The 26,526-nt window shown below is 62.9% G+C and carries 23 protein-coding genes; 5 read left to right on the top strand and 18 right to left on the bottom strand.

Translation table 11 applies throughout. The features are described 5' to 3' along the window. Window positions 1-11: 11 nt before the first annotated feature. The 3 genes from EAE28_RS16880 to EAE28_RS16870 form a co-directional block, all read right to left on the bottom strand. The gene (locus tag EAE28_RS16880) at window positions 12-1,097 is read right to left on the bottom strand and encodes a hypothetical protein (RefSeq protein WP_127108407.1); all 1,086 of its coding nucleotides are present in this window, start codon (window positions 1,095-1,097) and stop codon (window positions 12-14) included. Between the two features lie 142 nt (window positions 1,098-1,239). Then, window positions 1,240-2,136, bottom strand: a complete 897-nt coding sequence (locus EAE28_RS16875) for a LysR family transcriptional regulator (RefSeq protein ID WP_127108405.1) — start codon at window positions 2,134-2,136, stop codon at window positions 1,240-1,242. Between the two features lie 33 nt (window positions 2,137-2,169). Beyond that, on the bottom strand, window positions 2,170-3,636 hold the full coding sequence (locus tag EAE28_RS16870) for an FAD-dependent oxidoreductase (protein WP_127108403.1): 1,467 nt from the start codon (window positions 3,634-3,636) through the stop codon (window positions 2,170-2,172). Between the two features lie 248 nt (window positions 3,637-3,884). Between EAE28_RS16870 and EAE28_RS16865 the strand changes: the two genes are divergently transcribed. Continuing rightward, window positions 3,885-4,964, top strand: coding sequence for a type 2 periplasmic-binding domain-containing protein (locus EAE28_RS16865; RefSeq protein WP_127108401.1), 1,080 nt, complete (start codon window positions 3,885-3,887; stop codon window positions 4,962-4,964). 1 nt (window position 4,965) lies between these two features. Continuing rightward, window positions 4,966-5,829, top strand: coding sequence for a glycoside hydrolase family protein (locus EAE28_RS16860; protein WP_127108399.1), 864 nt, complete (start codon window positions 4,966-4,968; stop codon window positions 5,827-5,829). Between the two features lie 119 nt (window positions 5,830-5,948). Here the strand turns inward: EAE28_RS16860 and EAE28_RS16855 are convergent, their stop codons facing one another. The 8 genes from EAE28_RS16855 to EAE28_RS16820 form a co-directional block, all read right to left on the bottom strand. Then, window positions 5,949-7,244: a cytochrome P450 gene (locus EAE28_RS16855; RefSeq protein WP_127108397.1), complete on the bottom strand. Its 1,296-nt coding sequence runs from the start codon at window positions 7,242-7,244 to the stop codon at window positions 5,949-5,951. Further along, the gene (locus EAE28_RS16850; RefSeq protein WP_164736681.1) at window positions 7,241-8,383 is read right to left on the bottom strand and encodes a hypothetical protein; all 1,143 of its coding nucleotides are present in this window, start codon (window positions 8,381-8,383) and stop codon (window positions 7,241-7,243) included. Before EAE28_RS16850 ends, EAE28_RS16855 begins: the two co-directional genes overlap by 4 nt. Continuing rightward, window positions 8,380-11,466, bottom strand: a complete 3,087-nt coding sequence (locus tag EAE28_RS16845) for a tetratricopeptide repeat protein (RefSeq protein WP_127108393.1) — start codon at window positions 11,464-11,466, stop codon at window positions 8,380-8,382. The genes EAE28_RS16850 and EAE28_RS16845 overlap by 4 nt, the downstream gene beginning before the upstream one ends. A gap of 126 nt (window positions 11,467-11,592) precedes the next feature. Further along, window positions 11,593-12,351, bottom strand: coding sequence for an SDR family NAD(P)-dependent oxidoreductase (locus EAE28_RS16840; protein WP_127108391.1), 759 nt, complete (start codon window positions 12,349-12,351; stop codon window positions 11,593-11,595). Next, window positions 12,348-13,991, bottom strand: a complete 1,644-nt coding sequence (gene aliA / locus EAE28_RS16835; protein WP_127108389.1) for a cyclohexanecarboxylate-CoA ligase — start codon at window positions 13,989-13,991, stop codon at window positions 12,348-12,350. The genes EAE28_RS16840 and aliA overlap by 4 nt, the downstream gene beginning before the upstream one ends. A 17-nt stretch (window positions 13,992-14,008) precedes the next feature. Further along, a complete protein-coding gene (locus tag EAE28_RS16830) occupies window positions 14,009-15,223 on the bottom strand; it encodes an acyl-CoA dehydrogenase family protein (RefSeq protein WP_127108387.1) in 1,215 nt (404 codons plus the stop codon). Window positions 15,224-15,286: 63 nt separating this feature from the next. Continuing rightward, complete coding sequence (gene badI / locus EAE28_RS16825) at window positions 15,287-16,069, bottom strand: 2-ketocyclohexanecarboxyl-CoA hydrolase (protein ID WP_127108384.1); 783 nt, start codon at window positions 16,067-16,069, stop codon at window positions 15,287-15,289. Window positions 16,070-16,073: 4 nt separating this feature from the next. Next, the gene (locus tag EAE28_RS16820; RefSeq protein ID WP_181954502.1) at window positions 16,074-16,841 is read right to left on the bottom strand and encodes an SDR family NAD(P)-dependent oxidoreductase; all 768 of its coding nucleotides are present in this window, start codon (window positions 16,839-16,841) and stop codon (window positions 16,074-16,076) included. Between the two features lie 216 nt (window positions 16,842-17,057). On the opposite strand from EAE28_RS16820, the gene EAE28_RS16815 reads away from it, so the two are divergent. After that, window positions 17,058-17,552 carry a MarR family winged helix-turn-helix transcriptional regulator gene (locus EAE28_RS16815; RefSeq protein ID WP_127108382.1) on the top strand — a complete coding sequence of 165 codons (495 nt, stop codon included), beginning with the start codon at window positions 17,058-17,060 and terminating at the stop codon, window positions 17,550-17,552. Here EAE28_RS16815 and EAE28_RS16810 read toward each other — a convergent pair. Next, entirely contained in the window at window positions 17,549-18,322 is a 774-nt protein-coding gene (locus tag EAE28_RS16810; protein WP_127108380.1) for an SDR family NAD(P)-dependent oxidoreductase, read from the bottom strand. The two genes, EAE28_RS16815 and EAE28_RS16810, sit on opposite strands and share 4 nt — an antisense overlap. 1 nt (window position 18,323) lies before the next feature. Then, window positions 18,324-19,997 (bottom strand): FAD-dependent oxidoreductase, encoded by a 1,674-nt coding sequence (locus tag EAE28_RS16805; RefSeq protein WP_220443958.1) that lies wholly within the window; start codon window positions 19,995-19,997, stop codon window positions 18,324-18,326. 186 nt (window positions 19,998-20,183) lie between these two features. Between EAE28_RS16805 and EAE28_RS16800 the strand changes: the two genes are divergently transcribed. Further along, window positions 20,184-21,032, top strand: a complete 849-nt coding sequence (locus EAE28_RS16800; RefSeq protein ID WP_246022410.1) for a helix-turn-helix domain-containing protein — start codon at window positions 20,184-20,186, stop codon at window positions 21,030-21,032. A gap of 52 nt (window positions 21,033-21,084) precedes the next feature. Next, entirely contained in the window at window positions 21,085-21,642 is a 558-nt protein-coding gene (locus tag EAE28_RS16795) for an NIPSNAP family protein (RefSeq protein WP_164736680.1), read from the top strand. Here the strand turns inward: EAE28_RS16795 and EAE28_RS16790 are convergent. Genes EAE28_RS16790 through EAE28_RS16770 form a run of 5 tightly spaced genes read right to left on the bottom strand, consistent with a single transcriptional unit; the run spans window position 21,635 to window position 26,208 of the window. Beyond that, entirely contained in the window at window positions 21,635-22,396 is a 762-nt protein-coding gene (locus tag EAE28_RS16790) for an SDR family oxidoreductase (RefSeq protein ID WP_127108371.1), read from the bottom strand. The two genes, EAE28_RS16795 and EAE28_RS16790, sit on opposite strands and share 8 nt — an antisense overlap. A 1-nt stretch (window position 22,397) precedes the next feature. Beyond that, a complete protein-coding gene (locus EAE28_RS16785; RefSeq protein ID WP_127108369.1) occupies window positions 22,398-23,696 on the bottom strand; it encodes a TRAP transporter large permease in 1,299 nt (432 codons plus the stop codon). 4 nt (window positions 23,697-23,700) lie between these two features. Then, window positions 23,701-24,261, bottom strand: coding sequence for a TRAP transporter small permease (locus EAE28_RS16780; protein WP_127108367.1), 561 nt, complete (start codon window positions 24,259-24,261; stop codon window positions 23,701-23,703). Between the two features lie 57 nt (window positions 24,262-24,318). Then, window positions 24,319-25,377 (bottom strand): type 2 periplasmic-binding domain-containing protein, encoded by a 1,059-nt coding sequence (locus tag EAE28_RS16775; RefSeq protein WP_127108365.1) that lies wholly within the window; start codon window positions 25,375-25,377, stop codon window positions 24,319-24,321. A 54-nt stretch (window positions 25,378-25,431) separates the two neighbouring features. Next, complete coding sequence (locus EAE28_RS16770) at window positions 25,432-26,208, bottom strand: enoyl-CoA hydratase-related protein (protein WP_127108363.1); 777 nt, start codon at window positions 26,206-26,208, stop codon at window positions 25,432-25,434. Between the last annotated feature and the right edge of the window lie 318 nt (window positions 26,209-26,526).

Here is a 26,526-nt window from a genome sequence, read left to right as displayed (position 1 = left end):
CCGTCGTCCCTTCAGCGGGAATGCCGCTCGATATAGGACCGCATCGTGTCGAGGATGTCAGGAGTCACATTCTGCACGTCTGCGATGATCTCGATAGCGGTTTCACGGGATACGACCTCAGGCGACGTCCCCAGCACGCGGGCCGCGCCTTCTGTAAAGGCCGGGTCCGTGACCATCTGCGCATAAGCGTCGGCAAAGACGTCCTGCATGTCTTGAGCAGCGCCCGGTGGCAGCGCAAAGAGCCAGGCCAGTCCGTCTGCGGTGCGGGTCAGATAGCGGATCACGTCATAGGACGGCCCGTCGGGCGAGGCACCGGTCTGCTCGGTGACAAAGGCATGGAACGTGGGGATGCCGTCCAGCGCAGGCGTCGCTTCCTCGCCGCCTTCAGTCGGGAGGCCCCAGTAGAACAGCGGAATGCTTTCGCCCGTTTCGACCAGTTCGGGAACCACAGTGGTGAGGTAGTTCGAAATCGTCCCCGATCGCAGATCCACCTCGCCCCGCCGCAATGCAGCAAGGACGTCGGCGCCGCCGGTGTGACCACCGACATACGTGTTCCCGATCCCGAGAATATCGAGAGCCGCTGCAGTGCGGATATCGGTAGAGGTATTGGGTGCGATGCCCCCGGCCCGGACAGCGGACAGGGCCATGAAGGCCTCGGGCGTCGTGACTTCGGTGCCGTCAATTTCGGTGCGCACATGCGTCACCCATTGCGTTGCCAGCCCGCCAAGAATGCCCATCTCGTGATAGGGAACCTGCAGCGCCGGGTCGTCGAGTACCCGTGTCGATCCGCCCCAGGCCAGCCACCCCAGCGTCAGCCCGTCCGGCTCGCTGTTGTAGACGTGCTGAATTCCCCTGAGCAGCGCGCCGCCCGGCATCGGAACGGCGATGACTTCTGGCGTGCCGGGCAGATAACGACCCAGATTTTGCGCCACCAGTTGCGCGGTCAGGGCCACAGCCCCGCCTGGTCCGGTGTTGTAGACGATCTCAATGGTTTCGCCGCTGAAATCCACCTGAGCCGACGCCGGCAGCGTGCCAAGGCCCAGCGTCAAGGTGGGCATAAAGGCCGCGACGCGAATGAATTCTCGTGCGTTCATCATCGTTCCTCCCTTGTGACGACACTACGGCGGCCCCTCTCCCCAGGGGAAACCGTTGCTCGTGATCGTCAGATCCAAGCGCGAAATCCGATGTGAAGGAAGCTGGCAAGTCACGAACTTGCCTGTCGTGAAAAACGAAAGGCGGTCAGAGCTGAGCGCCAGAGGTATCTGGCGCTGTGGCCGCAACGAATGCGTCAAGCAGCAGGCGAACCGCTGCGTTGCGCAGCCGTCGTTCTGGTACCATCGCTTTCAGTTGCAGATCGGGCACGCGCCATCCCGGAAGGATCTCGACCAGACTGCCCTGTTCGATGCCTTCGCGCGCCAGTGTTTCGCTCATCACCGCAACGCCAAGACCCTTGATTGCAGCGCGTTGCAGGATCCGGCTGTCAGACGATGTGAAAACCGCGTTCACCTCGACCGTCAACTCGCCTGACGGGCCTGCGAAGGTCCAGATATTGCCCGCAGCGCGGTAGACCAGCGCGTCCAGCCGGGAGAGATCGCGCGGATGTTCGGGCTTGGGGTGGGTTTCGAGATAGCCCGGCGCCGCCACCGCACAGCGCCGAAGCGGGCAAAGCATGACATCATGCACATGCGGGTAGGTTGCCGGAAGCGCGCCCAGAGCGATGTCATAGCCCTCTTCAACCGGGTTCACCGAACGATCGATGATGTCCAGATCAATGCGGACACCGGGGTGCGCGGTTTGGAAATCGCACAGAATCTCGGTAAACAGCGGCAGGATCGGGGCCGTCGGGCATTTGACCCGAATATGCTCGAACAGCAGGCCCTTTTGCGGTCCGGCATGAACCATCGCTTCGATTTCAGACAGCAACTCGGCAAATTTCTGCTGGCAGCTTCGCCCGACCGGGGTCAGCTCCAGACCCCGGGTCGAGCGCACGAACAACGGCGCGCGGCACATGTGTTCTAGCTGGGAAACCCGTTTCGACACCACGGAGGGTACAGTGCCGATCTCGCGAGCGGCGGCCGAGAAGCTGCCCAGCCGACCGACCGCCAGAAAGGTGCGCACGTTTACGATGAAATCCATAGCGTCAAGACGTGACGCCGACGGCTGGTCCTGTCAACTGGCTGCCGGTGCAAGTGGGGACGCTTCGCTCGGGTCGCGTACCAGCGCGCCCTGCGCGCGAAGTGTCGCCTGAAGCTCAGCGATATCAACGTCGCGCGGCTGCACGCCCCTGTTCGCGGCCACCCCGGCTGCGGCTCCTGCCGCCTGTCCTGTCAGCCAGCATTGCGGGATTTCGCGCATGAAACCGTGGCTGTTGGCATCGCACGACACGTGCCGCCCCGCTGCCAGCAACCCGTCCAGCCGGGCAGGGACCAGAGCCCGATACGGAACGGAGATTACCGGAAACTTTGGTGACACCGACGGGGAAACGCCAACTTCGTCGGCATGAATCATGCCCGTGCCCCATTGCGACCGCTCGATCCGTCCGACGCCGCCGAGCCTGCGGGTGTGGCGCACCCCCAGTTGCGGGGCGCTGAGCAGCATGTAGGCATCTTTGAAACCGGGCGCATGCTGGCGGAAGAACTCGCAATGCTTCTGCATGAAGCGGTGCGAGCGAATTTCCACCTCGGTCATCTCGTCGACGTTCAACGCGCTGAGCCCCGATTGGCGCGGGCCCAGGAAAAGGGCGATGTCCTGCCGCCACGAAACATAGGGCGCTTGAAAGAAGCCAAGCGTCTCACGGCCCAGTTGGTTGAACTCCGAGAATCCGGCCTCGTCTTTCAGGCGGAAATCGAGCCATGTATCCATATCGACGCCACCCAGCATAAAGCCTGTGTTCATCGAGTGGTGGACGTCGCCTTCTTCGATATCCGAGTCGAACTCGGCACCTGCGCGCGAAAAGATATCACCGTCGCCGGTGCAATCCACGACCACGCGTGCCATCAGGGCCTGGCGTCCCTCTTTGGATTCGAAGATCACGCCCTGCACCGCGCCATCCTCGACAACCGGGACCGCTGCCCATGAGTGATAGACGATCCGCACACCCGCCTCGATCAGCAATTCCTGCGAGGTCAGCTTCAGGCGCTCAGGATCGATGGTTGGCGCCCAGGTGACAATGCCGTGGAAGGCCGACGTTCTCAGCCGCCAGTATTTCGCCAGATCCGGGTCTTGTGCGCCCCAGAGGTTGCGTCCGGGTCCGGCCTTGCCCTCGGCTGGCAGGCGGTCCAGCACTTCCTCGGCAAAGCCGCGGATCACCAGATTGCCCGACCAGTCGGTCATCCGGTCGATCCAGATAACCACGCCCCCGGTCGACAGCCCCCCAAGGTGATTGTAGCGCTCCATCACCACCACGTCCGCGCCAGTCCGCGCCGCGGCCAGCGCCGCCGCTGTTCCCGCCGGGCCGCCCCCGACCACCAAGACATCGCAGCGATGATAGACCGGCACGTCGCGGGCAAGTTCGCTGACATGACCCGAGCCATTCCGCGGCGGGAAGACCATGCGCCCGGTTTCGAAGATATCCGACGACAGGAACCTGTCTTTGCTCTGGCGGATTTCGCGAACTTTCGGCGTGTCGTCGGTCATTGGGCAGTCCCCTCCTGTGCGGACCCGCGTCGGCGGGTCGTCTCGCCTGACCCTAAGATGACCGACCCCGGGCCCGGAAGCCGTGCAAGCGGCAAGGCAGCTTTTCCAATTCGCGGCAGGTAAATCGCAGCGACGCTTTCGCAAAAGGCGAAAGAGGCTTTTCCGAACCTGCGTCTTCCTTTCCTTGGGCGAACATCGGAACGTGACGGCAGGGAGCGGCCGATGGGCCGAAACAAAGGGAGAAAACCATGCTGAATGCTGATCGTCGCCGCATTCTACTGGCCGGGGCTTGTGCGCTGGCGCTAACCCCGGTTTTGCCGGGTACAGCAATGGCCGAAGCAGATTTCGCCGGTGAGACTGTGCGTATCGTCTATAACGCCGGTCCCGGTGGCGCGACGGGGCTGTTTGCCCAGATCCTTGCGCAGCATATCGGACGCCATCTCCCCGGCCAACCCGAGGTGATCGCCGAACCGATGCCAGGCGGTGCGTTGCTGCGCGGCATCCAGCATGTCTATCATTCCGAGCCCGATGGTTTGACTCTGGGCTGGCTGGCCTGGGGCGGTGCCACGCGCGTGCTGGACCCCGAGGCCCTGCGCGTGCCGTTCGGCGAGTTCGGACTTGCCGGTGGTCTGGGGAATACGTGGGTCGTTCACGCCGCGACCGAACTGGGGATCGAGAACGCAGCGGATTTCGCCGGGCTTGAGAGCGTGCGCTATGGCGGCTTCACGCCAGGTGCCAGCGAGATCCGCGTCGCGGCCTCGCTGGACCTGCTGGACATCGACATGCAATTCGTCGGTGGATTTCAGGGCGGGGCTGAAACCATGGCTGCCATGCAACGCGGCGAGATCGACCTGCGCAACGGGACGGTTTCCAACTGGCTGACCAGTGTGGTTCCCGAAATGATCGAAACCGGGCAAAGCCTTGGATTGTTCTATTGGGGCCGCCCGAACGCCGATGGCACCGAAGCCACCAACGCCGAACTGCCCAGCTTGCCGACCTTCTACGATTACTTTGTCAACGTGCGGGGCGAGGCGCCTTCTGGCCCAAGCTACGATCTGGTGCGCTACCTTTCGACGGCTGCGGATGGCATGACCTGGATCCTTGTGACGCCGCCCGAAACCTCTGACGAGATCACCGACGCCGTTGCCCGTGCCTATGAGGCGGTGATGCAGGATCCCGAGATGCTGGCTGCGGCGCAGAATGTGCTTGGCTCGCAACCCGATGTGGTTCTTGCCGACGATGCGGCGCAGATCATGGGTGTGGTTGAAACCGTCTCGCCCGAGGTGCTGGCGCTGATGCAATCCTACATCGACCAGTTGACCCGCTGATATGCTGCGCGCGCAACGCCTTCTGGATGGGCCGATCATCGCGCAGGGAATGCACGCGCGGATCGGCACCAACATTAACGGCCCGTCACTGATCCGGGCGCCCGACTGGGTGCCCGGTGCGCTCGGGCGCTATTACCTCTATTTCGCGCATCATCGCGGCGACCATATTCGGCTGGCCTATGCCGATGATCTGTCAGGCCCGTGGCGGATCCACGGGCCCGGCGTTCTGCCACTGGCTGAGTCGGGCTTCAGCCACCACCTCGCTTCGCCCGAGGTCGTGGTGGATCACGAGGCCCGGCGCATCCGCATGTTCTATCACGGCGGCGATGTCGTGAAGTTTCAGTATACCCGGCTGGCCGATTCCGCCGACGGGCTGCATTTTACCGGTGGCCAAGAGAACCTGATGAACCCGTATGCGCGGATCTTCAGGCATGGCGGCTGGACCTATGCCATCGCGATGCCCGGGCAGTTCTATCGCTCGCGCGATGGCTGGACCGGATGGGAGAAAGGTCCCTCCCTGTTTACCCCGGATATGCGGCATTCTGCGGTCAGGGTTACGGGCGACATTCTGACGGTGATCTGGTCCAATCGCGGTGACGCGCCAGAAAGCCTGTGGCAATGCGAGATTGATCTGGCGGGCGACTGGCTTCAGTGGGCTGCTGGACCGCGCTCCCTTTTGTTGCAGCCAGAGACGGCGTGGGAAGGTGCGGACTTGCCGGTCGTCCCGTCTGTTATCGGTCCGGTGGACGAACCGGTAAACCAGTTGCGCGACCCGGCGATCTATGAGGAAGACGGGCGCGTTTACATGGTCTACGCGGTCGCGGGCGAATGGGGTCTTGCACTGGCCGAACTTGAGCAGAGCTGAGGGAATGAGCCGGGTTTCAAGCCCTTCCCGCCGTCTACATGGACAGGCGCCGCCATCCCGTCGTCCCCGATACCACAGATCTGAGCGGCTGGCCCGAAATCGTGTTCAGGCCTGGTCTCTCATGCCGTGACGGCAGCGCCGCTCGGCTCCAGCTCCTGGATTGTCACTTTCATCTCGGACGTGGGGGACAGCACAAGCTTGTTGGCCATGCCCATGTCCTCGGGCGCGTGTGTCACCCACTCAAACCGGTCCAGCATCGTCGCAAGGACGGCGGTCATTTCGTACATGACGCTGCGAGCTGCCGCACAGGTGTGGCGGCCCGCCGCGAAGGGAAGAAAGGCCATGGGATGTTTGATCGGGCGCAGGAACCGCTCGGCGTCGAAGGTGTCAGGATCGTCCCAGAGATCCCGGTGCCGGTGGATTGCATAGATGGGAACCACGATGACACTGTTTGCGGGAATCTCCTCACCACACAGGGTCTCGTCTTGTGTCGTGCATCGCACGGTGGTCGACGACGGAGTCAGGAGGCGCAGGGTTTCCCGAAAGACTGCCATCAGCCGGGGCATCTTTCCGACAGCCTCAGGAGACAGGCACCCTGTGGCGGCCATCGCTTCGCGGCATTCGGTGCGCAATCTGCTTTGCAGCTCCTTGTCCTGCCCCAGGATCCAGAAGCACCAACTCATGGTCAACGCCGTGGTCTCCTGACCCGCATAAAGCAGGCCAAGACGGTTGTCGGCCAGGAAGGGCTCTTCCATCGGACGCGGGCGGGGTGGAAGTTCGCCTGCCATGTCAACGCCGCTGATCGCAGCATCGCCGGGACCGCGTGCGCTGCATATGTTTGCAAGCGCTCGAATTTGCTGCATCGCCCCGCCCAGATCACCGGCGTGCTGCCTGTCGACCAGACCTTGGGCGATGGCCGCAAGCTGGTAATCCGCTGTTGCGTCCGCGTCATCGCCGACGAGCGTGCGCACGATCACATCAACTGAGATGGCGGTGAAAAATGCCTCGACCTTCGTGGGGTTGCCCGTGGTGATGGCGTCAAGCGTCGCATGTCTGGCGACATCGACAAGCAACGACCACCGGCTGCTGTGGAACAGTGGTTTGATGGCGCGACGCAGCGGCACCCAGTCCGCTTCTGTGGAAGCGAAGATCGTGCCGCTTCCCGTCTCCCGCGCTGCCGAATGGCGATAGATGGGCAACCATTTCGGAAATCGCTTTTCGCTTTCGACGAGGACACGCGATACCTCGGCGGGATCGGCCAGAAGGACAACCGTTCTGCTACCGCGCTGCGAAACACAGAGCCGACGATGCAGGATTTCTTCGGGCCATGTCTCCTCTGGGAGACGACATGCCTTGACCGCCGAGCGCAGCGTCACCTCGGAACCGCGCAGCTTCAGTTGGGGGACATGGATCATGCGGTGCTCTCAAACGGAAAGGGATACAGAAAAATCTGGCCGATGGTTTCGATCATGCTCAACCAACCCTCGAATGACCCCTGATCAGCGAGGTGCTTTTGCGTCGGCTTGAAAAGCTTCGACCAGCTTCCGCTATACAGACGGCAATGATTGCAATCCACATCGGGGGTGCAGCACTTCACCTGTTTCTGCGTGCCCGCCGTGTCGAAATAGCGCAGCGGATCGCGGATGCGTGAGCCGCAATCAAGCGGCAAACCGGTCTCTGGATCCATGTCGTACAAAGGACCGGGCCGGGTGATCAGATCCGCATATTCTGCTGAAAAGATGACCGTGTCGGGATAGCGTTGCATGGCATCGAGCATCGCCTCATGCGCCTTGGCGAGATCGGCATCCGTAAAGACGGCTCGGGCCAACGAGGGGCCAAGGCGGAAATACTTGCTGTCCGCCGCCGTACCGGCAGTGAGTTTGGCAAGATAGGATGTGGTCGCCGAGTACATCGAGAACGTGAGTTTCACGTCGTGATCTTCAGCTGCCTTCAAGACGTCCCCGACACTGTCGAGGTTCCACGGAGACAGCGTGAACAGCATCACGGCACGGGGGTCGCCGGTATAATTCCGCATGGCCTTGCGCAGCACCGACCCTCCCCGAAGCACGGCGTCGTCCGTTTCGTTGCCCCAGACCGATATGCCGATGCGAAAGCTGATGTCGCGGGGGATGACGACAGTTCCGTTGGTCCCGATCTTGCCGTACCGGATATTCTTTGTCGCCGCACGCAGCCTGTGGGGATAAAGCGACGGTTCGGCCCCCACGAGATAGGCCATCGAGACACCTCTGTCGTCCTCGGCAGCAAAAAAGGCATCCCATCCGTCATCGGACATTTCGTTTCCGACAACCTGCCGTTTGTCGTTTTCGAAGTAATAGCAGCCCTCGCACCAAAGATTGCACTTTTGGCTGACCTCGTAAAAACTGGGCCGCCGGAAGGCGCGAATGATCTTTCGCGCCGTTTCGTAGCGGGCTTGAAGATCCGGCGCCTGTGCGATCAATCCCTGAATGCGCGCGTTGGTTTGGCGCGCCAGTTTGACTGTCGTGTCGGCCAGCAGATTTTGGCCTGTCCCGGGCATGGATGCGGATATTGTCACAGAGTCTTCCCGTCTGCCATTGCGGCGCTACCACCGTGCCTGTGAATGCTCTTGGCAATCGCTTCGAACAGCGCGTTGGGCAGGTTCAAGTTCTCTGGACCCTCTTGCAAATACCGCTCAAGATGCCCTGTGTAATGTGACATCCAGAGCCGGGCCCATTCAGCCCAACCGGTTTCTTCGGTCGCATCCGGCATGCGCTCAAGGTCGAAGCGGATCTTCCCTGCGTCCAGACGCGTTACCATCCAGTAACTCGGCAAACGGTGTTTCCAGGCCAGTCGGGGGATCAGGTTGGACACTTTGATCGGCGGCAAATCGAAAAGTGACAGCTCCAGGGTGAAACGATCATTTTCGTATATCTTGTCAACGATGATGGGTTGATCGATCGATCCTGCGATTGCCGTGCCCTTCTTGAGCAGCGAAAGAAGTTCACGCCCGCCCGCCGGGGATCCGTCGATCAGCAGCGACGCGCCGCTGATCGGAGAGTCCGATCGTATGGCAGGCTGGCTGGACAAGATACGTAGATTTGGAATGGATTTGGCAAGCCACCACGCGGCCAGGTGCGGTCCCTGATGCGTGCTGGCAATAAGAAAAGCTTCGCCGCGCGCCGCGTGGTTCAGGAGAATATGAGCATCCGGAAATTCCACGCTTTGGTCCAATCCCGTGAAGCTCTCGGGATGCTCCTTGAAGCAGTGGTTCAATGTCTTGGAGATGAAGGCGGCCTTCATGACCTGCTTCAGCCACGTCTCATAGTTGCCGATGCTCGGCTTGGCGATCCGCTTCACAACGGCGAGCTGCTCGGAGGGCAGCGTCAGGGGCGCGTATGTTTCGCCGAATAGAATTTCGGGAAGAGGGGGAGCGCCCTTGGTTGGTCTCGGCTGTTCATTTCCGGCGTGATGCCCGTCTGCCAGGGTGACATAGTGTCTGACGTTCTGCCGCAGATACGGAACGGACCCGAGGCGATCAGCGATCTTGAGAGCAGCGTCGTCGCCCATCCTGTCGTAGGCTCTGTGAATGCGCATCAGGAAACTTGATCTCACGCTTGGATTTGCGAGGCCCTGTACCGCATTTTCCAGACGGACCAGATGGGTTCGCGCCTGATTCCAGGATCGTATCTCGATAAGAAGGTTAATCAGTCGGAACGCCGCTTCATGCTGATCGTCGGGCTGGTCATTCAATGCGGCCTTGAAGCGCTCAAGGTCGCCCATGGTCCACAAAAGATCCAGCAGCCGTTCGCGAACCCGCTTGGATTTCGGGTAAGTGGCAAGGAAGTTTTCGCAAACGCGTAACGCCCCCTCGAAATCCCAGACCGCGGTACGCAGGGAAGTCATGGATGCGACAAGTTCCTCCGAAGCCGGAATGGCCTTCAGCAACGTCTCTTCAAGCGCACCCAGATCATCAAGTTGCAGCGCTGCAATCCGGACCTGATAAAAGCAGAGCAGAGCGTCAGGGCTGTCCGGAAGCTCGGAAAGCCACGCCTGCACCAGATCGCGGGCTTTCGCAATCTGCCCCGTTTCAAGACAAAACCTGATTTTCTGCTTGCGCATTTCACGCGCGTCACCGGGCGCTTCGACATAGGTACGCAAGACGGTATCGGCTTCGTCGAACCTGAAATCCTCGATCAAAGCAGCGTGCAGCGCCCGGGCAACATGAGGCAACCCGGGCGTGATGGAATGAACCCTCTGCAACTGCTCGACCCTTGCGCTGTCCTTGCCCATATGGGTGAGGACTTCAGCGCGCTTGACACTAAGTGCGATGTTCTTGGGATCGGCTGCGAGGGCCTGATCGATCAATGTCAGGGCCGTATCCAGCTGAAGGTCTTGCTGCAAAGCGTCTATATGCCCCATCAAGGCACCCTGATGACCCGGTGCCTCGGCAAGAATGGAGCGAAAGATCGCGTCGCTTTCCAGTTTCTCGCCAGTTGCCCGCAGCGACAAGGCGAGGCTGTGGCGTAGGTCTGAGTCCCGTGGGTTGAGCGCGAGCGCCTTGCGCAGGTCAGCGATGCTCTCATCGGTCCGCCCAAGCTGCTGCAGCGTGGCACTGCGTCTGCTCAAGACCATCACATTGTCCGGAAGGCGACGGAGGGCCCGGTCTGCTGCCGCTAGAGCGGCTTCGAAATCCTGCGCAAGCGTATTCGTGTCTATGCAAGCCACCAGAGACGGCCAATGCGCCGGGTGGTTCTTCAGGATCCTTTCGCTCCGTTTCAGGCTGTTGGCATAGTCTCCCATTTGCCGCAGCGTGACTGCCAGCTCGTGGGCTTCCCCTGACGCATCGGGATAGGCGTCGACCACGGCTGAAAGCACGGATTTGCTTTCGCTCAGGCGCTTCAACTGGCGAAGGACTATGCCACGCTTCGTCAGCAATTGGCGATCGTTGGGGATACTCTCAAGTGCCTTGTCTACCGCTACGAGGGCGGCTTCGACATTCCCAGACTGGACGTTGGCGTCGACAGAGGCCAGCAGCGACGGCCGATGATCCGGATGACGTGTCAGGATGCTTTGCGTCATCTCCAGACTGCGGTCATGTTCGCCCAAAAGCCGAAGGGTGATGGCCAGTTCATGCCTTGCGGCCACGTCCTCGGGGAAGGTATCCACGACCGTCGAAAGGATCGCGCGGCTTTCGTCAAGCCGGTTCAGATGCCGCAGCATCACACCGCGTCTCGTCAGGAGCTGCGCGTCGTCCGGCAGGCGCTCAACAGCGCGTTCCGCTGCTGCCAGTGCCCCGTCAAAATTCCGCGCATGCGCGTTGGTATCGATACAAGCCAGCAAGGATGGTCGATGATTGGGGCGGTCGGAGAGGATCTTTTCACTCAACTCCAAGCTGTTTACGTAGTCACCAAGCAGCCGCAGCGTTACGGCGAGTTCATGCTGCGCGGCCAGATTTTCAGGATGAGCCGCGACCACCGACGTGAGCAGGGATTTGCTCTCTGCCAGTTGTCTGGACTGGCGCAACATCACACCGCGCTTGATGAAAAGTGGCGCATTCTCAGGGCTCTGAATACTTTCCTTATCCAGTTCCGGGTCTGCGCCCAGCACCAGCGGTTTGCGCGAAGCCTCTGCCGCCAATGGCTTTAAGTCACTTCTCATCGGTCCGGATCTCGCCTTGAATATGCAGACTGATCAATGGCCGATCGACCCCGTCTCTGCAACCAAAGAGTGTCCGACCATAGTGCAATGAAGGGGATGACTTGAACCCGGTCGCGCCCCGAGCGGCTACAGATGGGGATGAATCCCCCCCGCCACTGCAAGGATCTCGCCGGTGACAAAGGCCGCCTCGTCGCGCAGGAAAAAGGCGATGGCAGCGGCGGTTTCTTCAGGTTCGGCGAGGCGGGGTATGAAGTTGCCGGCCACCAGCCGCGCGGTCTCGGCGGCGGTCATGTTGCGCGTGACCGACGTGTTGGTCAGGCCGGGGGCTACGCAGTTCACCGTCACATGCGGGGCAAATTCCGCTGCCAGCGACCGGGTGAGCGAGGCGACGGCGGCCTTGGCGGCGGCGTAGTCGGCTTGTCCCTTTTCACCGGCAAAGACGATAGACGCCACGTTGACGATGCGCCCGAATTCGCGGTCGATCATCCCCGGCACCAGCGCCTGCATCAGATGGAAACCACCCATCAGGTTCAGATCAAACGTCTGCCGCCAGCGGGTTTCGTCCATCGACAGGAACGGGGAATAGAGCGCGCTCGACCGCAGCCCGCCCACCAGATTAACCAGCACATCCACCCGATCGAACGCGGCCAGCGCCGCCTCGGCCACGGCCCGCGCCTCGGCGGCGAGGGTCACATCTGCGCGCTGCACCACAAGGCGCGGCGCGCTGGGGAGGTCGCGCAGGGACGCTGCGGCTTCCTCGAGCCGACGGGCGGAAATATCGGTCAGGACCAGTCCCGCGACCCCCTCGGCCACAAGCCGCGCCGCGACCGCGCGGCCCATGGGGCCGCCCGCGCCGGTGACCAGTGCGATCCGTCCCTTGCTCACAGCCCCATTGCCTCGCGCAGCTGGCGGCGAAGCTCGAATTTCTGGATCTTGCCCGAGGCCGTTGCAGGCAAGGCCTCGCGTAGTTCCAGCCGTTCAGGCCAGTACTGGATGGCGAAATCATGCGACTTCAGGTGTGCGGTCATAGCGTCGAAACTCAGGCTCTGGCCCGGTTTCGGCACCACGAAAGCACAGGCGCGTTCGCCCAGCCGGTCATCGGGATAGCCGACGATGGCAACGGTCTGCACGGCCGGGTGCTTGAACAGCGCGGCTTCGACCTCGACCACCGGGATATTCTCGGCACCGCGGATGATGATGTCCTTGGAGCGTCCGCAGATGCGGATATAGCCCTCGGCGTCCCTGCGCGCGATGTCGCCGGTGTCGAACCAGCCGTCAGCATCGACGTTGTTCCAGTGCGGGCGCTTCAGGTAACCGCCGAAATTCGAGCATCCGCGCACGTAGAGCTCGCCCTCAAAGCCGGGCTCGTCGACAGCTTGTCCGTCACGGTCGCGGATCTGCAGCTCGATACCGGGCAGCGGCACGCCGTCGGTCTGGGCCGCACGCTGCGATGGATCCGAGGGCAGAACCGTTGTCACAGCCCCGTTCTCGGTCATACCCCAGGCTGAAATCACCCGCGCGCCCAGCACGTGCTGCGCGCGTTCGACGACCGGGCCGGGAATGACCGTGCCAGCGCACAGGAAAATGCGCAGCGACTGCGGATCGGTCCCCAGCTCTTCCACCGCGCCGGTCAGGTCCAGCAGGAACGGGGTCGAGGCCATCGTCCACGTCACACCGTCCCCTTCGATGGTGCGCGCGGCCAAGGCATTGTCCCACGTATCCATCAGCACGAAGCGAGCCTTGAGCATCAAGGGCAGCAACAGCCCGTACATAAAGCCGGTCTGATGGGCCATCGGTGAGAACATGAGGATCACATCATCTGTACCCATGCCCAGCCGCTCGGCGAAAGGGGCAAGGTTGGCGTACATCGTGTTTGCGGTGTGCATCACGCCCTTGGGCTCACCCGTGGTGCCCGAGGTGTAGATCAGCTGGCACACATCATCGGGGCCAAGCCGTGTCTCAGGCGTGATCGTGGCAAGATCCGCGTCAAAGGCGGGATTGTTCATCAGCGCGTCAAAGCTGTTCGCCCCGGCACCCCCCGCCACAACGATGTGCTGCAGATCGGGCAGGTCTGGCTGCATCGCCTCGGCCATCGCCTCGTGGTCGAAGGCGCGAAAGAGCTTGGGCACAAGAAAGACCTTGCTCTCGCCATGGCGCAGCATGAAGCGCAGCTCATGCTCGCGGAATATCGGCATGACCGGGTTGAACACAGCGCCAATGCGCGAGCAGCCCAGATAGGTGGCGACAAATTCCCAACCGTTGGGCAGCTGGCAGGTCACCACATCGTTGCGCCCGACGCCAAGCTTGCGCAGACCCAGCGCGGCCCGGTTCGCCAACAGATCCAGCTGCGCCCAGGTCAGGTCACGCCGCGCGCCGTTGGCAACCGTGATCGACGACAGCGCCGTGGCGTCCGGGTGCGCAGCAAGGCAGGCGTCGAAATAGTCGTCGGCAGTCTTGTCCAGCCACAAGCCCGCAGCGACCATTGCGGCGCGGCGAGGCTCAATGAGAATGGCGTCGAAATCCATGGTATCCTCCCAAGGCGTTAGGGTTTCCCCGTTTTGATCCGCGCGCCCTCCCCGACGCCCGGAAAGGCGGGCTGTAAGCCCGCCACGGCCTGACGGCCCGCCCGCTCGCGGGCGATGATGTTCTTCATGATGTGCGCGGTGCCGTCACCGATCTGCAGCCCCAGCACATCGCGCAGGCGTTGCTGAAAGGGCAGCGTGTCTGAATAGCCCGCGTGGCCGTGGATCAGCAGGCAGGCATGGATCGCCTCATAAGCCAGAAGCGGCGGCCACCATTTGGTCATCGCGGCCTCGGCCGTGTGGGGCAGTCCCTGATCCTTGAGCCAGAGCGCGTTGTAGGACATGAGCCGTGCCGCCTCGACCCGCGTGTCGAAATCGGCCAGCTGATGGGTAATGCCCTGATAGGCGGCCAAAGGTTTGCCGAAGGTTTGCCGTTCACCAATGTAAGCCCAGGTCTCGTCCAGACTGGCGCGTGCGGTGCCGACGCATTGCAACCCGATCAGGCTGCGCGAAAAGTCGAAACCCTGCATTACCTGCGCAAAGCCCTTGCCCTCAGTGCCCAGCAGGTGATCGGCGGGCACTTTCACGTTGTCGAACCAGATCGAGCCGTGACCGATCGAGTTCTGCCCCATGTTGGAAAATTTGGACGTGGTGATGCCGGGCAAATCCAGCGGGATCAGGACCGCCGAAACGCCATGGGCGCGGTCCTCGGGGCGGCCGGTCCGGGCGAAGGTGATCACCCCTTTAGCGATCTGGTTGGCCGAGATCGATGTCTTCTCGCCGTTGATCACGTAGTGATCGCCGACCCGCTCCATTTTCAGCCCAAGATTGGCCGCGTCCGAGCCACCCTTGGGCTCGGTCAGCGCAATGGCCAGCAGGTGCTCGCCCGCTACCAGCCCCGGCAGCCAGTCGGCGGCGATATGGGGCTGGGCAAAGCTGGACAGGATATGCCCGTTCAGCGACGCCAGCAGCGATACATAGCCGAAGGTGAAGTCGGCCTTGCCCAGTTCTTCAATGATCGCCCCCGAATAGAGGTACGGAGCGCCCATCCCGCCATAGGATTCGGACAGTTCGGGTGCGATCAGACCCAGCGCGCCCATTTCGCGCATCAAAGCGGTGTCAAACCGTCCCTCGCGTTCACGCTGAAGATAGCCGGGAGCGACCCGATCCTGCGCAAACTTGCGGGCGAGGTCGCGGATCTGGTCCAGTTCCTCGGTGTCGAAAATGGTTTTCATGAAGTCCTCCCAAACCCACAACCAGAAAACGGCGGGCACCCGAGCGCGCCCGCCGCCGTCGCATCAGCGGTTGAACTTGCGGAAATCCGGCTTGCGCTTTTCCTTGAAGGCGATGCCGCCCTCTTTGGACTCGTCGGTGTCGTAATACAGCGACAACCCGAGCATCCCCAGTCCCGCGATACCGCGCTGATGCTCGGTGTCCATGTTGAAACTGCGCTTGGCCAGAGCAATCGCGGTCGGCGACTTCTCCATGATTTCGGCGCACCATCTCTCGACTTCGGCGTCGAGCTGGTCATCGGGTACAACCGTGTTCACCAGCCCCATGGCCAGTGCTTCGTGTGCCTTGTAGCGGCGGCACAGATACCAGATCTCGCGCGCTTTCTTCTCACCGACGACGCGGGCCAGAAACGCCGTGCCATAGCCCGGATCGACCGACCCCACCTTGGGACCGACTTGCCCGAACTGCGCGCTTTCCCCGGCGATGGTGAAATCGCAGATCGTGCACAGCACATTGCCGCCGCCAATGGCAAAGCCGCGGACCTTGGCGATCACCGGTTTGGGCACGTCGCGGATAATCGTGTGCAGGTCTTCCATCGGCAGGCCGATGGTGCCGCGCCCGTCATACTGGCCTTCGTGCGCCGATTGATCGCCGCCGGTGCAAAAGGCCTTCTCGCCTGCGCCGGTGAGCACGATCACACCAATCGACTTGTCCCAGCCCGCCTTGTTGAACGCGTGGATCAGCTCTTCGCAGGTCTGGCCGCGAAAGGCGTTGTATTTGTCGGCGCGGTTGATGGTGATCGTGGCCGTGCCATCCTTCACCGAATACAGAATGTCCTGATAGTCCATGAAGTTACCCGTGCATGGTCAGGCCGCCGGAGACCGAAATCACCTGACCCGTAATGAAGGAAGCCTCGTCCGAGGCGAAGAAGGCGATGATACCGGGCAGATCCTCGGGCTTGCCCAGACGCCCCAGAGGCACGGCGCGGGTAAAGGCCTCGCGCAGCTTTTCCTTGTTGCCGGCGCTGTCCATGAAGTTTTCCAGCATGCCGGTTTCGGTCACGCCGGGACAGACGCAGTTGAAGGTGATGCCATGGCGCGAATGCTCGCGCGCTAACGTCTTGGAAAAGGCGACAACGCCGGCCTTGCAGGCGGCGTAAACGCTTTCACCCGACGACCCCACGCGCGCAGCATCCGATGCGATGGACACGACCCGGCCGGCTTTGCGCTCGACCATTCTGGACAGCACGGGATGGGTGATGTTCAGCACGCCCCGCAGGTTGATGTCGATGATCTTGGACCAGAAATCCGGGCCGGATTTCAGGAACGGGACGAAGATATCCCAACCCGCGTTGTTGACCAGCACCTCAATCGGGCCGAAATCGGCTTCGATCTGGTCGACGGCAGTCTGGCACGCGGCCGGATCGGTGAGATCAAAGCCCAGTGCCAGAGCTTCGCCGCCTGCGGCCCGGATCTGGTCGGCAACACCCTCGGCACCGGCGGCGTTGATATCGGCGACCACAACCTTCGCGCCCTCTTCGGCGAAGCGCAGGCAGGTGGCCGAACCGATGCCCCCACCACCACCGGTTACGACAACCACTTTACCTTTCAGACCCTTCACGGCGATCTCTCCTTCTGCTGTGGGAATGAACGCGCAGGACCGTATCCACGCCTCTTGCGCGGAAAGCCGGCCGCACCAACGCGAATCCCTCCCAGTCTTCAAGTGCAATGGTTAGGGGCGCTCTAATTTTGTGTCAACTACTTTACATATATTCCACCCTATGATCTCGCGGGGCCACTGCTTGACGGGGCTATGTAACGGGGCGATAGTAAGCAAATGAAGCAAGACATTGACCAATCCGGAACATTGACGGCGGATCTGTCGAACCGGCTGGCGTTTCGCCTGTATCAATGCGCCAACCAGCTCAACAAGACCGGCACCCGGTGGCTGGATCGCCACGATGTCACCACCCAGCAGTGGGCCGTGCTGGGCGCGCTGGTGCGTGAGCGATGGGTCAACGGAATTGCGGTGCGCGATCTGGCCAAGCTGCTGATGGTCAGCCGTCAAAACCTGACTGGCGTGCTGTCCCGGCTCGACGCGCGGGGGTGGATCGAGCGGGTGGTGGATGTGAACGACAACCGCTCACGCCTGATCAAGCTGACGCCGGTCGGCTGGCAGCGGTGGGCCGATATGCAAGACGACATTGCCGCCTTTTATGCGGAATCGATGGGCAATCTGTCGAACAACGACATGATCCACATGCTGCACTATCTGGACATCCTGCGCGAAAATTTCCGCGCCATAGATGACGCGCAGGGCGGCGAGGATTAACCGCCGCCCGCGGTCGCGCCCTGGCGCGCGTAACCGGGGCGCGGCACCAGCCCCATCAGGGCCTGTGACAACCCGCCATCCACCACGATTTCCTGTCCAGTGACATACCCCGCGCGCGGAGAGGCGAGGAAGAGCACCGCCTCAGCCATATCCGCGGGCGTGCCGATGCGGCGCAGCGGCACCACGGATTCGCGGCGCGTTTTCACCTCGGGATCGTCGTAAAACCGCTGCGACAGTGGGGTCAGCACCAATCCCGGGCTGACCACATTCGAGCGGATCGCCTCGGGGCCCAATTCGACGGCCAGTTGCCGCGACAGCATCGCCATCGCCGCCTTGCCGGGACTGTAAGCGCCGGAGAAAGGCTGCGGATTGCTGGCCGAGATCGAGGCGACATGCACCAGTGCACCACCGCCCCGCGCCCGCATCTGCGGGACCAATGCCTGCACCATCCGCAGTGCGCCGGTCAGGTTGATGTCCAGCATCGCCGACCAGTCTGCGATACTGACGTCCTCCAACCCGCCGGGCTTCAGGATGCCCGCGTTGTTGACAAGGATGTCGGCCCCGCCCCGCTGCGCGATGATCTCGGCGGCGGCCAGAACGGCGGCGGGATCGCCCAGATCGCAGGCGATGCTCTCAGGGCCGTCCGCGCTGCGATCCACCGGGATGGCGACAGCGCCCGCTGCCCGGAATGCCTGCACACAAGCCCGCCCGATCCCGCCAGAGCCGCCGGTGATTACCGCGACCTTGCCCGCAAGTCCCAACCAGTCCATCTCAGACCACCCCCGCCAGATGCCGCCCGGTGACATAGCCAAAGGTCATCGCTGGTCCCAGCGTGATCCCCGCGCCGGGATAATTGCCGCCCATCACCGACGCACGGTCATTACCCACCGCGAAAAGACCGGGGATAGGCTGGCCCGCGGTGTCGAGCACCTGACCTTTTGGCGTGCATTCCAACCCGTCGAAGGTTCCAAGATCCCCCATCAACAGCTTCACCGCGTAGAACGGCCCCTGCCGGATCGGAGCGACACAGGGGTTCGGGCCATGCTCAGGGTCGGCAAGATAGCGGTTGAATGCCGTCGAGCCGCGCTGGAACTCAGGGTCTTCGCCCCGTTCGGCCCCGGCGTTGAAGCGGCGGATGGTTGCTTCGAACTCCTCGCCCTTGATGCCGCAGGCGCGCGCCAGCTCAGCCAGCGTACGTCCCGATTTCAGATAGCCATTGCGCAGGAAGCGCCCGATCGGCATCGGCGCGGGTTTTACAAAGCCCAGCCCGTATTTACGCAGCGCGTCGCGGTCGGCAATCAGCCAGCAGGCGGTCTCGGGCTCGCCGTTGCAGGCAGCGATCATCGCCGCGCCGACGTCGTGGTAGCTGTTGCTTTCATTGGTAAACCGCTTGCCGTTCGACAACACGGCAATCACGCCGGGTTTGTAGCGGTCGATGAGATGCGGGAAGGGTACGACCTTGCCACAGCCAACAGGCACCGCCGACACCGGTATCCAGGCTGAGGTCGCGGGCAGGCGCGTGTCGAACCGAGCGCCGATCTGCTGTGCCAGCGTGATGCCATCGCCGGTGTTCGCCTCGGGCACGGGGGACAGATGCTCGCCGCCCTGCCGCAGATGCGGATAGGCCTGCCGGATGCGCGCCACATCCTGCGCGAAACCGCCCGCCGCCAGCACCACGCCGCGCCGCGCGGTCACACTCACCGGACCTTGCGGCGTGCCGATCTCGGCTCCGGTCACGCCCTCGGGGCCATGCAGCAGGCGCAGCGCCGGGGTGTCGGTGTGGATCTCGATCCCCAGATCGAAGCAGCTTTTCGCCAGCCGCGCGGCCAGCGCATTGCCCGACGTCACGTTGACCCCGCGCCCATAGCGCGCCAGCTCGATCATATGCGCGGCAAGGCGTTTTGCGACGTAAAAGAAGGACTTGGCGGATTTCGTCGCGTTGAAGAAATGTTTGATATCCGCGTTAGAGGAATTGAACATCATCCCCATGAAGGTAATCGTTTTCAGCGGTGGTCTCAGCCGCTTGAGATTGTCACCCAGCTCTGAAGCATTGAAGGCCGCGGCCAGCACCGACCGCCCGACATCAACCCCGCCGGGCGCGTCGGGGTGGTAATCGGGGTACAGGGTGGGGACGAATTTCATTGCCGTTTCGCGCTCGAAAAACGCCATCATCCGGGGGCCTTCGTCGAGGAAAAGCTCGACCGCTTCCTCGTCATAGAAATTGCCGGTTTCGGACTTCATATAGGTCCGCGCGGCCTCGCGTCCGCTAGCATCCGCCGGGTTTCCCGGGATCCACAGCACGCCGCCCGAAAATGCCGTGGTCCCGCCAAAGACCGGGGCCTTTTCGATCACCATGACCTTCAGCCCCAGCTTGGCCGCCGTGATGGCTGTCGCCATTCCCCCGGCGCCCGCGCCCACCACCAGAACATCGCAATCGCGCTGCATATCCTCTCCCTCCGAAGCCATCTTCGGTCAAGGAACACCACGATCTGTCCAACGACAGAATGGACGCTGATCTGCATTTATTGCACGATACGCAGGCGACGTGAGGGAGGCGACAAAACGATGGACTGGACTGGCACTGGCATACCGAGTTGTTTTCTCTACGGAGAATCCGGGCCTGACGTCGAAATGGATTTCCTGCATATCGAGCGGATCCCCGAGCGCAGTGGCCGCCACGATTGGACGATTCCGCCGCATGTGCATCCTGACCACATCCAGATTCTGCTGGTCGACAACGGCGGCGGCACCCTGCGGGTCGAGGGCGAGGAATACGCCGTTCCCCCCGGTTCGCTGGTCGTGGTTCCGGCCGGGCTGGTGCATGAATTTCTGTTCGTACCGCGCACCGATGGGGCGGTGATCAATGCCGCCGTGCCCTTCATCGCCCGGCTCACCCAAGACGTGGCCGATTTGGCCGCCGCGCTGACTCAGCCCGCCGTCTACGCGCTGGATACGCCGCCCGGTGCCATGGATCACGCCGCGTCGCTGTTCCATGGCTTGCAAGAGGAATACGTCCAGTCCGTGCCGGGCCGTGTCCGCGCGATCGAGGGGTATCTGCACCTGATCCTGATCACCGCCATGCGCCGTTACCGCGCCGCGCAGCCAGATATGCGCCCCCTCGCGCAGGACCGCGAGTATGTCTTGCTCTGTCGCTACCGCAATGCGCTTGAGCAGAACTTCCGGCACCAGAAATCCATGGAGTTTTACGCCGCCGATCTGGGCGTCACCGTCCAGCGGCTGACGCAAGCGTGCCGCGCGCGGACCGGGCGGACGGCGTCAGAACTGCTATACGAGCGGCTGGTTGTCGAGGCCAAGCGCCACCTTGTCTATATGGCGCGTACCGTGGCCGAAGTGGGATATGAGCTGGGGTTTGAAGACCCGGCCTATTTCAGCCGCTTCTTCTCGCGCCGGGTTGGCATGGCGCCAGGCGAGTACCGGCGCAGCCGGCACGCGGAAAAAGCACAAGAGTTTACCGCTTGAATCCATGTCCCTGCCGACTGCGCTGCGCAGTATGGCGCGACAGGAGGGGCCGATGATTTTCGAATGGCGCAGCTATGATCTGAGTGTGGGCAAGGCGTTGGACTACCTCGCCCTGTTCAGCCGCGAGGGCGTGCAACACGCCACCCGCCATCTGCCCTTGGGCGGCTATTGGCTGGCGGAAAGCGGACCGCTGAACCGCATCCATCATCTGTGGATCTATGGGTCTTTGGCCGAACGGGACACCTGCCGGGCAGGCCTTGCCGGTGAAGCGGGTTGGACGCAGGGCTTCATGCCGCGCGGCTTTCCCCTTATCGAACGGCAGGAAAACCGGCTGATGCGCTTGCAGCGGGGGTCGGCGGCTCTGGAGTCCGTCGTCGGTGCCCGCCGCGCACCGCATGCGGCGCTGGAGCCGGGTGCAGCGCTTTTTGCGCCGGGGTTCATGACCCTGACCTTTGGTGCTGCGCCCGATGAAGCGCTGGCGGTCTGGAGCGTCGAGCATGGCGACACGCCCGGCGCGCTTGTCGCCCTCAGCCGCGGGACGCCCGCCGCACCGTCGGGCGCAACCGCGCATCACCTGCTCCGCTCGCTGAGTGTTTCACCTCTCAGCTAGCGTCCCCCGGTGCGCCAAACGCCATCCACCCGGCATCGACCGACAGCGTGGCCCCGGTGATAGCCGAGGCCGCAGGCGAGCACAGAAACGCCACCGCCGAGGCGATCTCGGACGGCTCGATCAGTCTGCCCATCGGGCAACGCCGCTCAATCGCCGAGACGTCCAGCAACCCGTCGTCAATCAGCTTTGCAACCAGTTCGGTGCGTACATAGCCCGGTGCCACCGCGTTGACGCGGATGCCCTGCGCCGCCCATTCGCATGCCAGCGACCGGGTCAGCGCCACGATCCCGGCCTTGGCCGCGCCATAGCCATTTCGCCGTGCCAGCCCGGTGAGCGCGGCGATTGACGCCATGTTGACCATTGCGCCGCCCTGACCGTGATCCGCCATCGCCCGCGCGACCTCGCGCGCGACCAGAAAGGCGCTGGTCAGGTTGACGTCCAGCATCTTGCGGAAATGCGCGCCGGTCTGGTCCAGCGTCGGCAGGTTCACGTCGCCGATCCCGGCGTTGTTCACCAGCACGCGGATCGGTCCCAGCGCTGCGCTAACCTGCAGCACCGCCGCCGCAACCGCCTCTTCATTGGTGACATCGCAGGCCAGTCCGAGGTGCTCTGGCCCCAGCGTCACGGCTCGTTCAATCGCCTTGCCGCCGTTGAGATCCAGCAGCGCAACGCGGTGTCCGGCGGTGGCGAGGGCCTGCGCGCAGGCCCAGCCGATCCCGTCCGCTCCGCCGGTGATAATCGCACAATGGGTCATGTCAGTTCATCAGATTGGGAAGCAGCAGGATCAGGTCAGGGAAGGCGACGATCACGCCGATGATGACGATCTCGCCCAGCAGGAAGGGTGCAACGCCCTTGAACACGCTTTCCAGCGGGATATCGGGCCGGATGCCGTTCACCACGTAGCAGTTAAGCCCCACCGGCGGCGTCACCACACCGACCTCGATCAGTTTGACCAGCAGGATGCCGAACCAGACCGGATCATACCCCAGTGCGACGATGGACGGGAACACCACGGGAAGGGTGAGCAGCATCATGCCCAGCCCGTCCAGAATCATCCCCAGCAGCAGGTACATCACGATGATCCCACCCAAAATCACCCAGCGCGGCACGTCCAGATCGGTGATCCCTTCGGAAACCGACGCGGGCAGGCCGGTGAAGGCGAGGAACCGCACGAAGACCATGACGCCCCAGATCACCATGAAGATCATGGCGGTGGTCTGTACCGTGTCCAGCAGGCCGTGCCCGAACTCGCGCAGCTTCATCCGTTTGCGCATCGCCATCAGCAGGATGATCGCCGTCGCCACGCCTGCCGATTCCGTGGGGGTCATCCAGCCCATGTAGATGCCCACAAGGATCACGCCAACGACCGAGAACACACCAACCACCTGCGGCAGCGCGCGGATCTTTTCCATCATCGGCACGGCCGGTTCGATCGGGGCCAGACCGGGGCGCAATTTGACGACGATGGTGATCACCGCAAGGTAAACCACGATCGACAGAACACCCGGCAGGAAGCCCGCCAGCAGCAGTTGCGCGACCGAGGTTTCGACGATGATGCCGTAGATCACCAGCAAGGCCGAGGGTGGGATCAGGGCGGCCAGCGTGCCGCCGACAGCCACCACCCCGGCTGAAAAGGCCAGATCGTAGCCGCGCTTTTCCATCTCGGGCAGGGCAAGGCGGGTGAAGACCGCGGTCGAGGCGGTCGAGGCGCCAGAGACCGCCGCGAATCCGGCGCTGGCGAAAATTGTCGCCGTGGCCAGCCCGCCCGGTGCGCGACCGACCCATTTGCGGGCGGCGTCATAGGCCGACGTGGTGATGCCCGCATGCATGGCCAGAAAACCGATGGCCACGAACAGCGGCAGAACGCTGAGCGAATAACTGGCCGAATTGGCAAAGGGGATCATCCCGGCCAGCCCTTCGCCAACGGCGGGGTTGCGGATATAGCTGATACCTATGATCCCGACAAAGGCCGACGCAAAGGCGACAGGAACGCCCAGCAGCACCAACAGCACCAGCGCGCCGATGCCCAGGTAGCCGATCGTAACAGGGTCCATGGCGTCAGCCCTTTCCAGTTGCGGCGGCTGCGGGCCGCTCGATGCCGAACACCCGCGAGGCTGAGCGCGGCAGCGCCAGCAGCCGCAGGGCCTCGATTAATTGCAAAAGCAGCCGGGCCAGCAACAGCGCCAGCGAAACGGTGACAAAGCTGATGCCGATCCAGGTGGGGATGTGGATCTCGGCGGTGTCGGCACCGCTGCGCCAGGCGCGTTGCAGGAAGCCGTTCGAGCCTTGCATCAATACCCAGACAGACCACGAGGCGATGGTGTAGGTCAGCGCTTCGAGCAGCCAGCGCGGCCGGTCGGACAGACGCCCCGTCAGGATCGTCATGCGCACATTGCCCAGCTTGGATTGCGTGTAGGGGATGCCCCCTGCCGCAGCGATGGCCATCATCTGTGACACGATGTCGATGCTGCCCCGGATCGGATGATGCAGCGCCGAGCGCCCCACAACCTCGGCGCAGACGACGACCATCAGGCCCATCACCACCAGCCCGGCTGCCAGCGCGAAGACGCGCTCGACCTGCCCAAGGGCTTTGTGAATTACCTCGATCAGTCCTTGCATGCTTTCCCCCTTGGATGAGCCCGGCGGGCGGCGTCCGCCCGCCGGCAAGAGTGCCGCTTATTGCGCCGTGGCCGCCGCGGCAGAGGTCAGGATGAGGTCCAGCAGCTCTTGCCCCGGATAGCCGCGGCTATCCATGTCGGCGACCCATGCCTGCCAGCTGGGGGTGACCGCCGCTTCGAGCGCGCTGCGCACGTCATCCGGCATCGGCACCCGCACAAGGCCGCGCGCTTCGAAGTCGGCCTCGTTGGTGGCGTCCACCTCGGAATAAGCCTCGATCTGGTGGGCATAGGCGGCAGGAATCGCCTCGTCGATCAGGTCGCGGTACTGCTGTGGCAGCGAGGCATAGGCGTCAGCATTCGCCGCCAGCGCGCAATGCACCGTACCCAGGTTCCAGCTGTCGGTGACCCACGTGGACAGTTCCTGCAGCGAATAGGCGGTGAAGGCGTAGGTGTAGGGATAGACGATCGCATCCAGCGCGCCACGCTCCATCGAGCTGTAAAGATCCGGGGCCGGAATCGTCGTCGACACCGCGCCAAGCGCCTGCATCAGCGCCGCATGCCCGCCCGAGGCGTTGATGCGCAGACCCTGCCACGCCGCCAGATCCATCGGCGGCTCGCCGCGGCCCATGACTTCGTAGTTGGGCATCAGAACCGACATCACTGGCACTGCGTTCCACGTCGCCCATTCCGCCGCCACTGCCGGGTGACGCAGGTATTCGGCATAGGTGCGGTACTGACTTTCCAGCGTCGGCAGCGGCAGCAGGGCAAGGTTCAGCCCGGTCGAGACCGGAAGCTTGCCGGGATGATAGAACGAGCAGACCGTCGCCATCTCGAAGGCTCCGATCTGGATGCCGTCGATGTTCTCGGTGGGGTCCGACAGCACGCCGCCATATTGCAGCGACAGCTGGAAGTTACCGTCAGTCTTTTCGGCCAGATAGGCCGCCAGAGCCTCGACACCTTCGGTAAATCCGCGGCGGTTGCCCCAGAGCGAGACCTCCCAGGTGATCGCCGGGCCGTCGACTTCGGCGGCCATGGCGGGTGCCGCGACAGCAAGCGGCAGGCTGCTCAGGATCAGCGATCCCAGCGCAAGCGGTGTGGTCATTAAACGCATCGTCATGTTTCTCCTCCCAGGACGTTGTTGTTTTCGTGCGGTTCGCAGGGCCCGTTCGCCTCAGCGGTGGGTGAAAACGGGCGGGCGCTTTTCGGTAAAGGCGGTCATGCCTTCGCGCCGGTCGTCGGTGGCGAAGGTCGCGTAAAGCAGGCGGCGCTCCAGATAGATGCCTTCGGACAGATGCGTCTCATGCGCGTGGTTCACGGCCTCTTTGGCCAGCATCATGATTGGGCGCGACCGGGCGGCAAGCTGGCGTGCAAGCGCCAGCGCCTCGTCGAAATAGCTGTCGGCTGGCGCCACGCGGCTGACGACTCCCCGCGCCAGTGCTTCGGGCGCGTGCATCACGCGGCCCGACAGGATCATATCCATCGCCACGGCCTTGCCGACGATCCGCGTCAGCCGTTGCGTGCCCCCTGCGCCGGGGATCACCCCGACGGCAGATTCCGGCAGGCTTAAGCGCGCGGTTTCCGAGGCAATAACAATGTCGCACATCAGCGCGATCTCGCAGCCACCGCCCGCCGCATGACCCGACACTGCGGCGATGATCGGCTTGCGACAGGAGGCCGGTCGCTCCCAGCTGCGGGTGATGAGCTGTTCGGCGTAGACGTCGGAAAACGACTTGTCCTTCAGCTCCTTGATGTCCGCCCCGGCGGCAAAGGCACGCTCATTGCCGGTCAGCACAATCGCCCCGATCGCGTCGTCTTCCTCAAACGCGGTCAGCGCGGCGGACATCTCGGTCGTCATCACCAGATTGAGAGCGTTTAGCGACTGAGGGCGGTTGAGCCGGACAATGCCGACCGGACCGTCCGTCTCGGTCACGATGGAGGTCCAGCTCATCAGCCCTTACCCCTTGATGCCGGTACGCGAGCGCTGCGCGCGTATCGTGCCGGAAACGGGCGCAATGCGGTCAGCGATGGACAAGCCATCGGCAGCGCGGGCCGCCAAAACGGTCGCCTTCATGAGTGTCTCCTCCTACCTCGAAACTATGTAAACATATTAACATAGTTTCGGCAAGCTCTGTGTGAATGACACTTCACTGAGCCAACCTAACCCAGCTACCTTACTGCATAATATAGGAATAATCTGTGCATCTAGCGTGTCTTCTCTTGCACTCTGAGTGCAAAATGCGGTGCGGCACATTATGGACTAACGACA

It is taken from the genome of Pararhodobacter zhoushanensis, from assembly GCF_003990445.1.
Classification (GTDB): domain Bacteria; phylum Pseudomonadota; class Alphaproteobacteria; order Rhodobacterales; family Rhodobacteraceae; genus Pararhodobacter; species Pararhodobacter zhoushanensis.
Note: the sequence above shows the minus strand (reverse complement) of the source record. Positions and strands in the feature narration are given on the sequence as shown.

What these genes read in the sequence shown, in the direction of transcription:
- EAE28_RS16810 (WP_127108380.1), bottom strand. Translation starts at nt 18,322, where the DNA reads ATGGACTGGTTGGGACTTGCGGGCAAGGTCGCGGTAATCACCGGCGGC.
- EAE28_RS16795 (WP_164736680.1), top strand. Translation starts at nt 21,085, where the DNA reads ATGATTTTCGAATGGCGCAGCTATGATCTGAGTGTGGGCAAGGCGTTG.
- EAE28_RS16855 (WP_127108397.1), bottom strand. Translation starts at nt 7,244, where the DNA reads ATGATCCATGTCCCCCAACTGAAGCTGCGCGGTTCCGAGGTGACGCTG.
- badI (WP_127108384.1), bottom strand. Translation starts at nt 16,069, where the DNA reads ATGGACTATCAGGACATTCTGTATTCGGTGAAGGATGGCACGGCCACG.
- EAE28_RS16815 (WP_127108382.1), top strand. Translation starts at nt 17,058, where the DNA reads ATGAAGCAAGACATTGACCAATCCGGAACATTGACGGCGGATCTGTCG.
- aliA (WP_127108389.1), bottom strand. Translation starts at nt 13,991, where the DNA reads ATGGATTTCGACGCCATTCTCATTGAGCCTCGCCGCGCCGCAATGGTC.
- EAE28_RS16770 (WP_127108363.1), bottom strand. Translation starts at nt 26,208, where the DNA reads ATGAGCTGGACCTCCATCGTGACCGAGACGGACGGTCCGGTCGGCATT.
- EAE28_RS16790 (WP_127108371.1), bottom strand. Translation starts at nt 22,396, where the DNA reads ATGACCCATTGTGCGATTATCACCGGCGGAGCGGACGGGATCGGCTGG.
- EAE28_RS16880 (WP_127108407.1), bottom strand. Translation starts at nt 1,097, where the DNA reads ATGATGAACGCACGAGAATTCATTCGCGTCGCGGCCTTTATGCCCACC.
- EAE28_RS16805 (WP_220443958.1), bottom strand. Translation starts at nt 19,997, where the DNA reads ATGCAGCGCGATTGCGATGTTCTGGTGGTGGGCGCGGGCGCCGGGGGA.
- EAE28_RS16865 (WP_127108401.1), top strand. Translation starts at nt 3,885, where the DNA reads ATGCTGAATGCTGATCGTCGCCGCATTCTACTGGCCGGGGCTTGTGCG.
- EAE28_RS16845 (WP_127108393.1), bottom strand. Translation starts at nt 11,466, where the DNA reads ATGAGAAGTGACTTAAAGCCATTGGCGGCAGAGGCTTCGCGCAAACCG.
- EAE28_RS16860 (WP_127108399.1), top strand. Translation starts at nt 4,966, where the DNA reads ATGCTGCGCGCGCAACGCCTTCTGGATGGGCCGATCATCGCGCAGGGA.
- EAE28_RS16830 (WP_127108387.1), bottom strand. Translation starts at nt 15,223, where the DNA reads ATGAAAACCATTTTCGACACCGAGGAACTGGACCAGATCCGCGACCTC.
- EAE28_RS16785 (WP_127108369.1), bottom strand. Translation starts at nt 23,696, where the DNA reads ATGGACCCTGTTACGATCGGCTACCTGGGCATCGGCGCGCTGGTGCTG.
- EAE28_RS16780 (WP_127108367.1), bottom strand. Translation starts at nt 24,261, where the DNA reads ATGCAAGGACTGATCGAGGTAATTCACAAAGCCCTTGGGCAGGTCGAG.
- EAE28_RS16870 (WP_127108403.1), bottom strand. Translation starts at nt 3,636, where the DNA reads ATGACCGACGACACGCCGAAAGTTCGCGAAATCCGCCAGAGCAAAGAC.
- EAE28_RS16800 (WP_246022410.1), top strand. Translation starts at nt 20,184, where the DNA reads ATGGATTTCCTGCATATCGAGCGGATCCCCGAGCGCAGTGGCCGCCAC.
- EAE28_RS16775 (WP_127108365.1), bottom strand. Translation starts at nt 25,377, where the DNA reads ATGACGATGCGTTTAATGACCACACCGCTTGCGCTGGGATCGCTGATC.
- EAE28_RS16875 (WP_127108405.1), bottom strand. Translation starts at nt 2,136, where the DNA reads ATGGATTTCATCGTAAACGTGCGCACCTTTCTGGCGGTCGGTCGGCTG.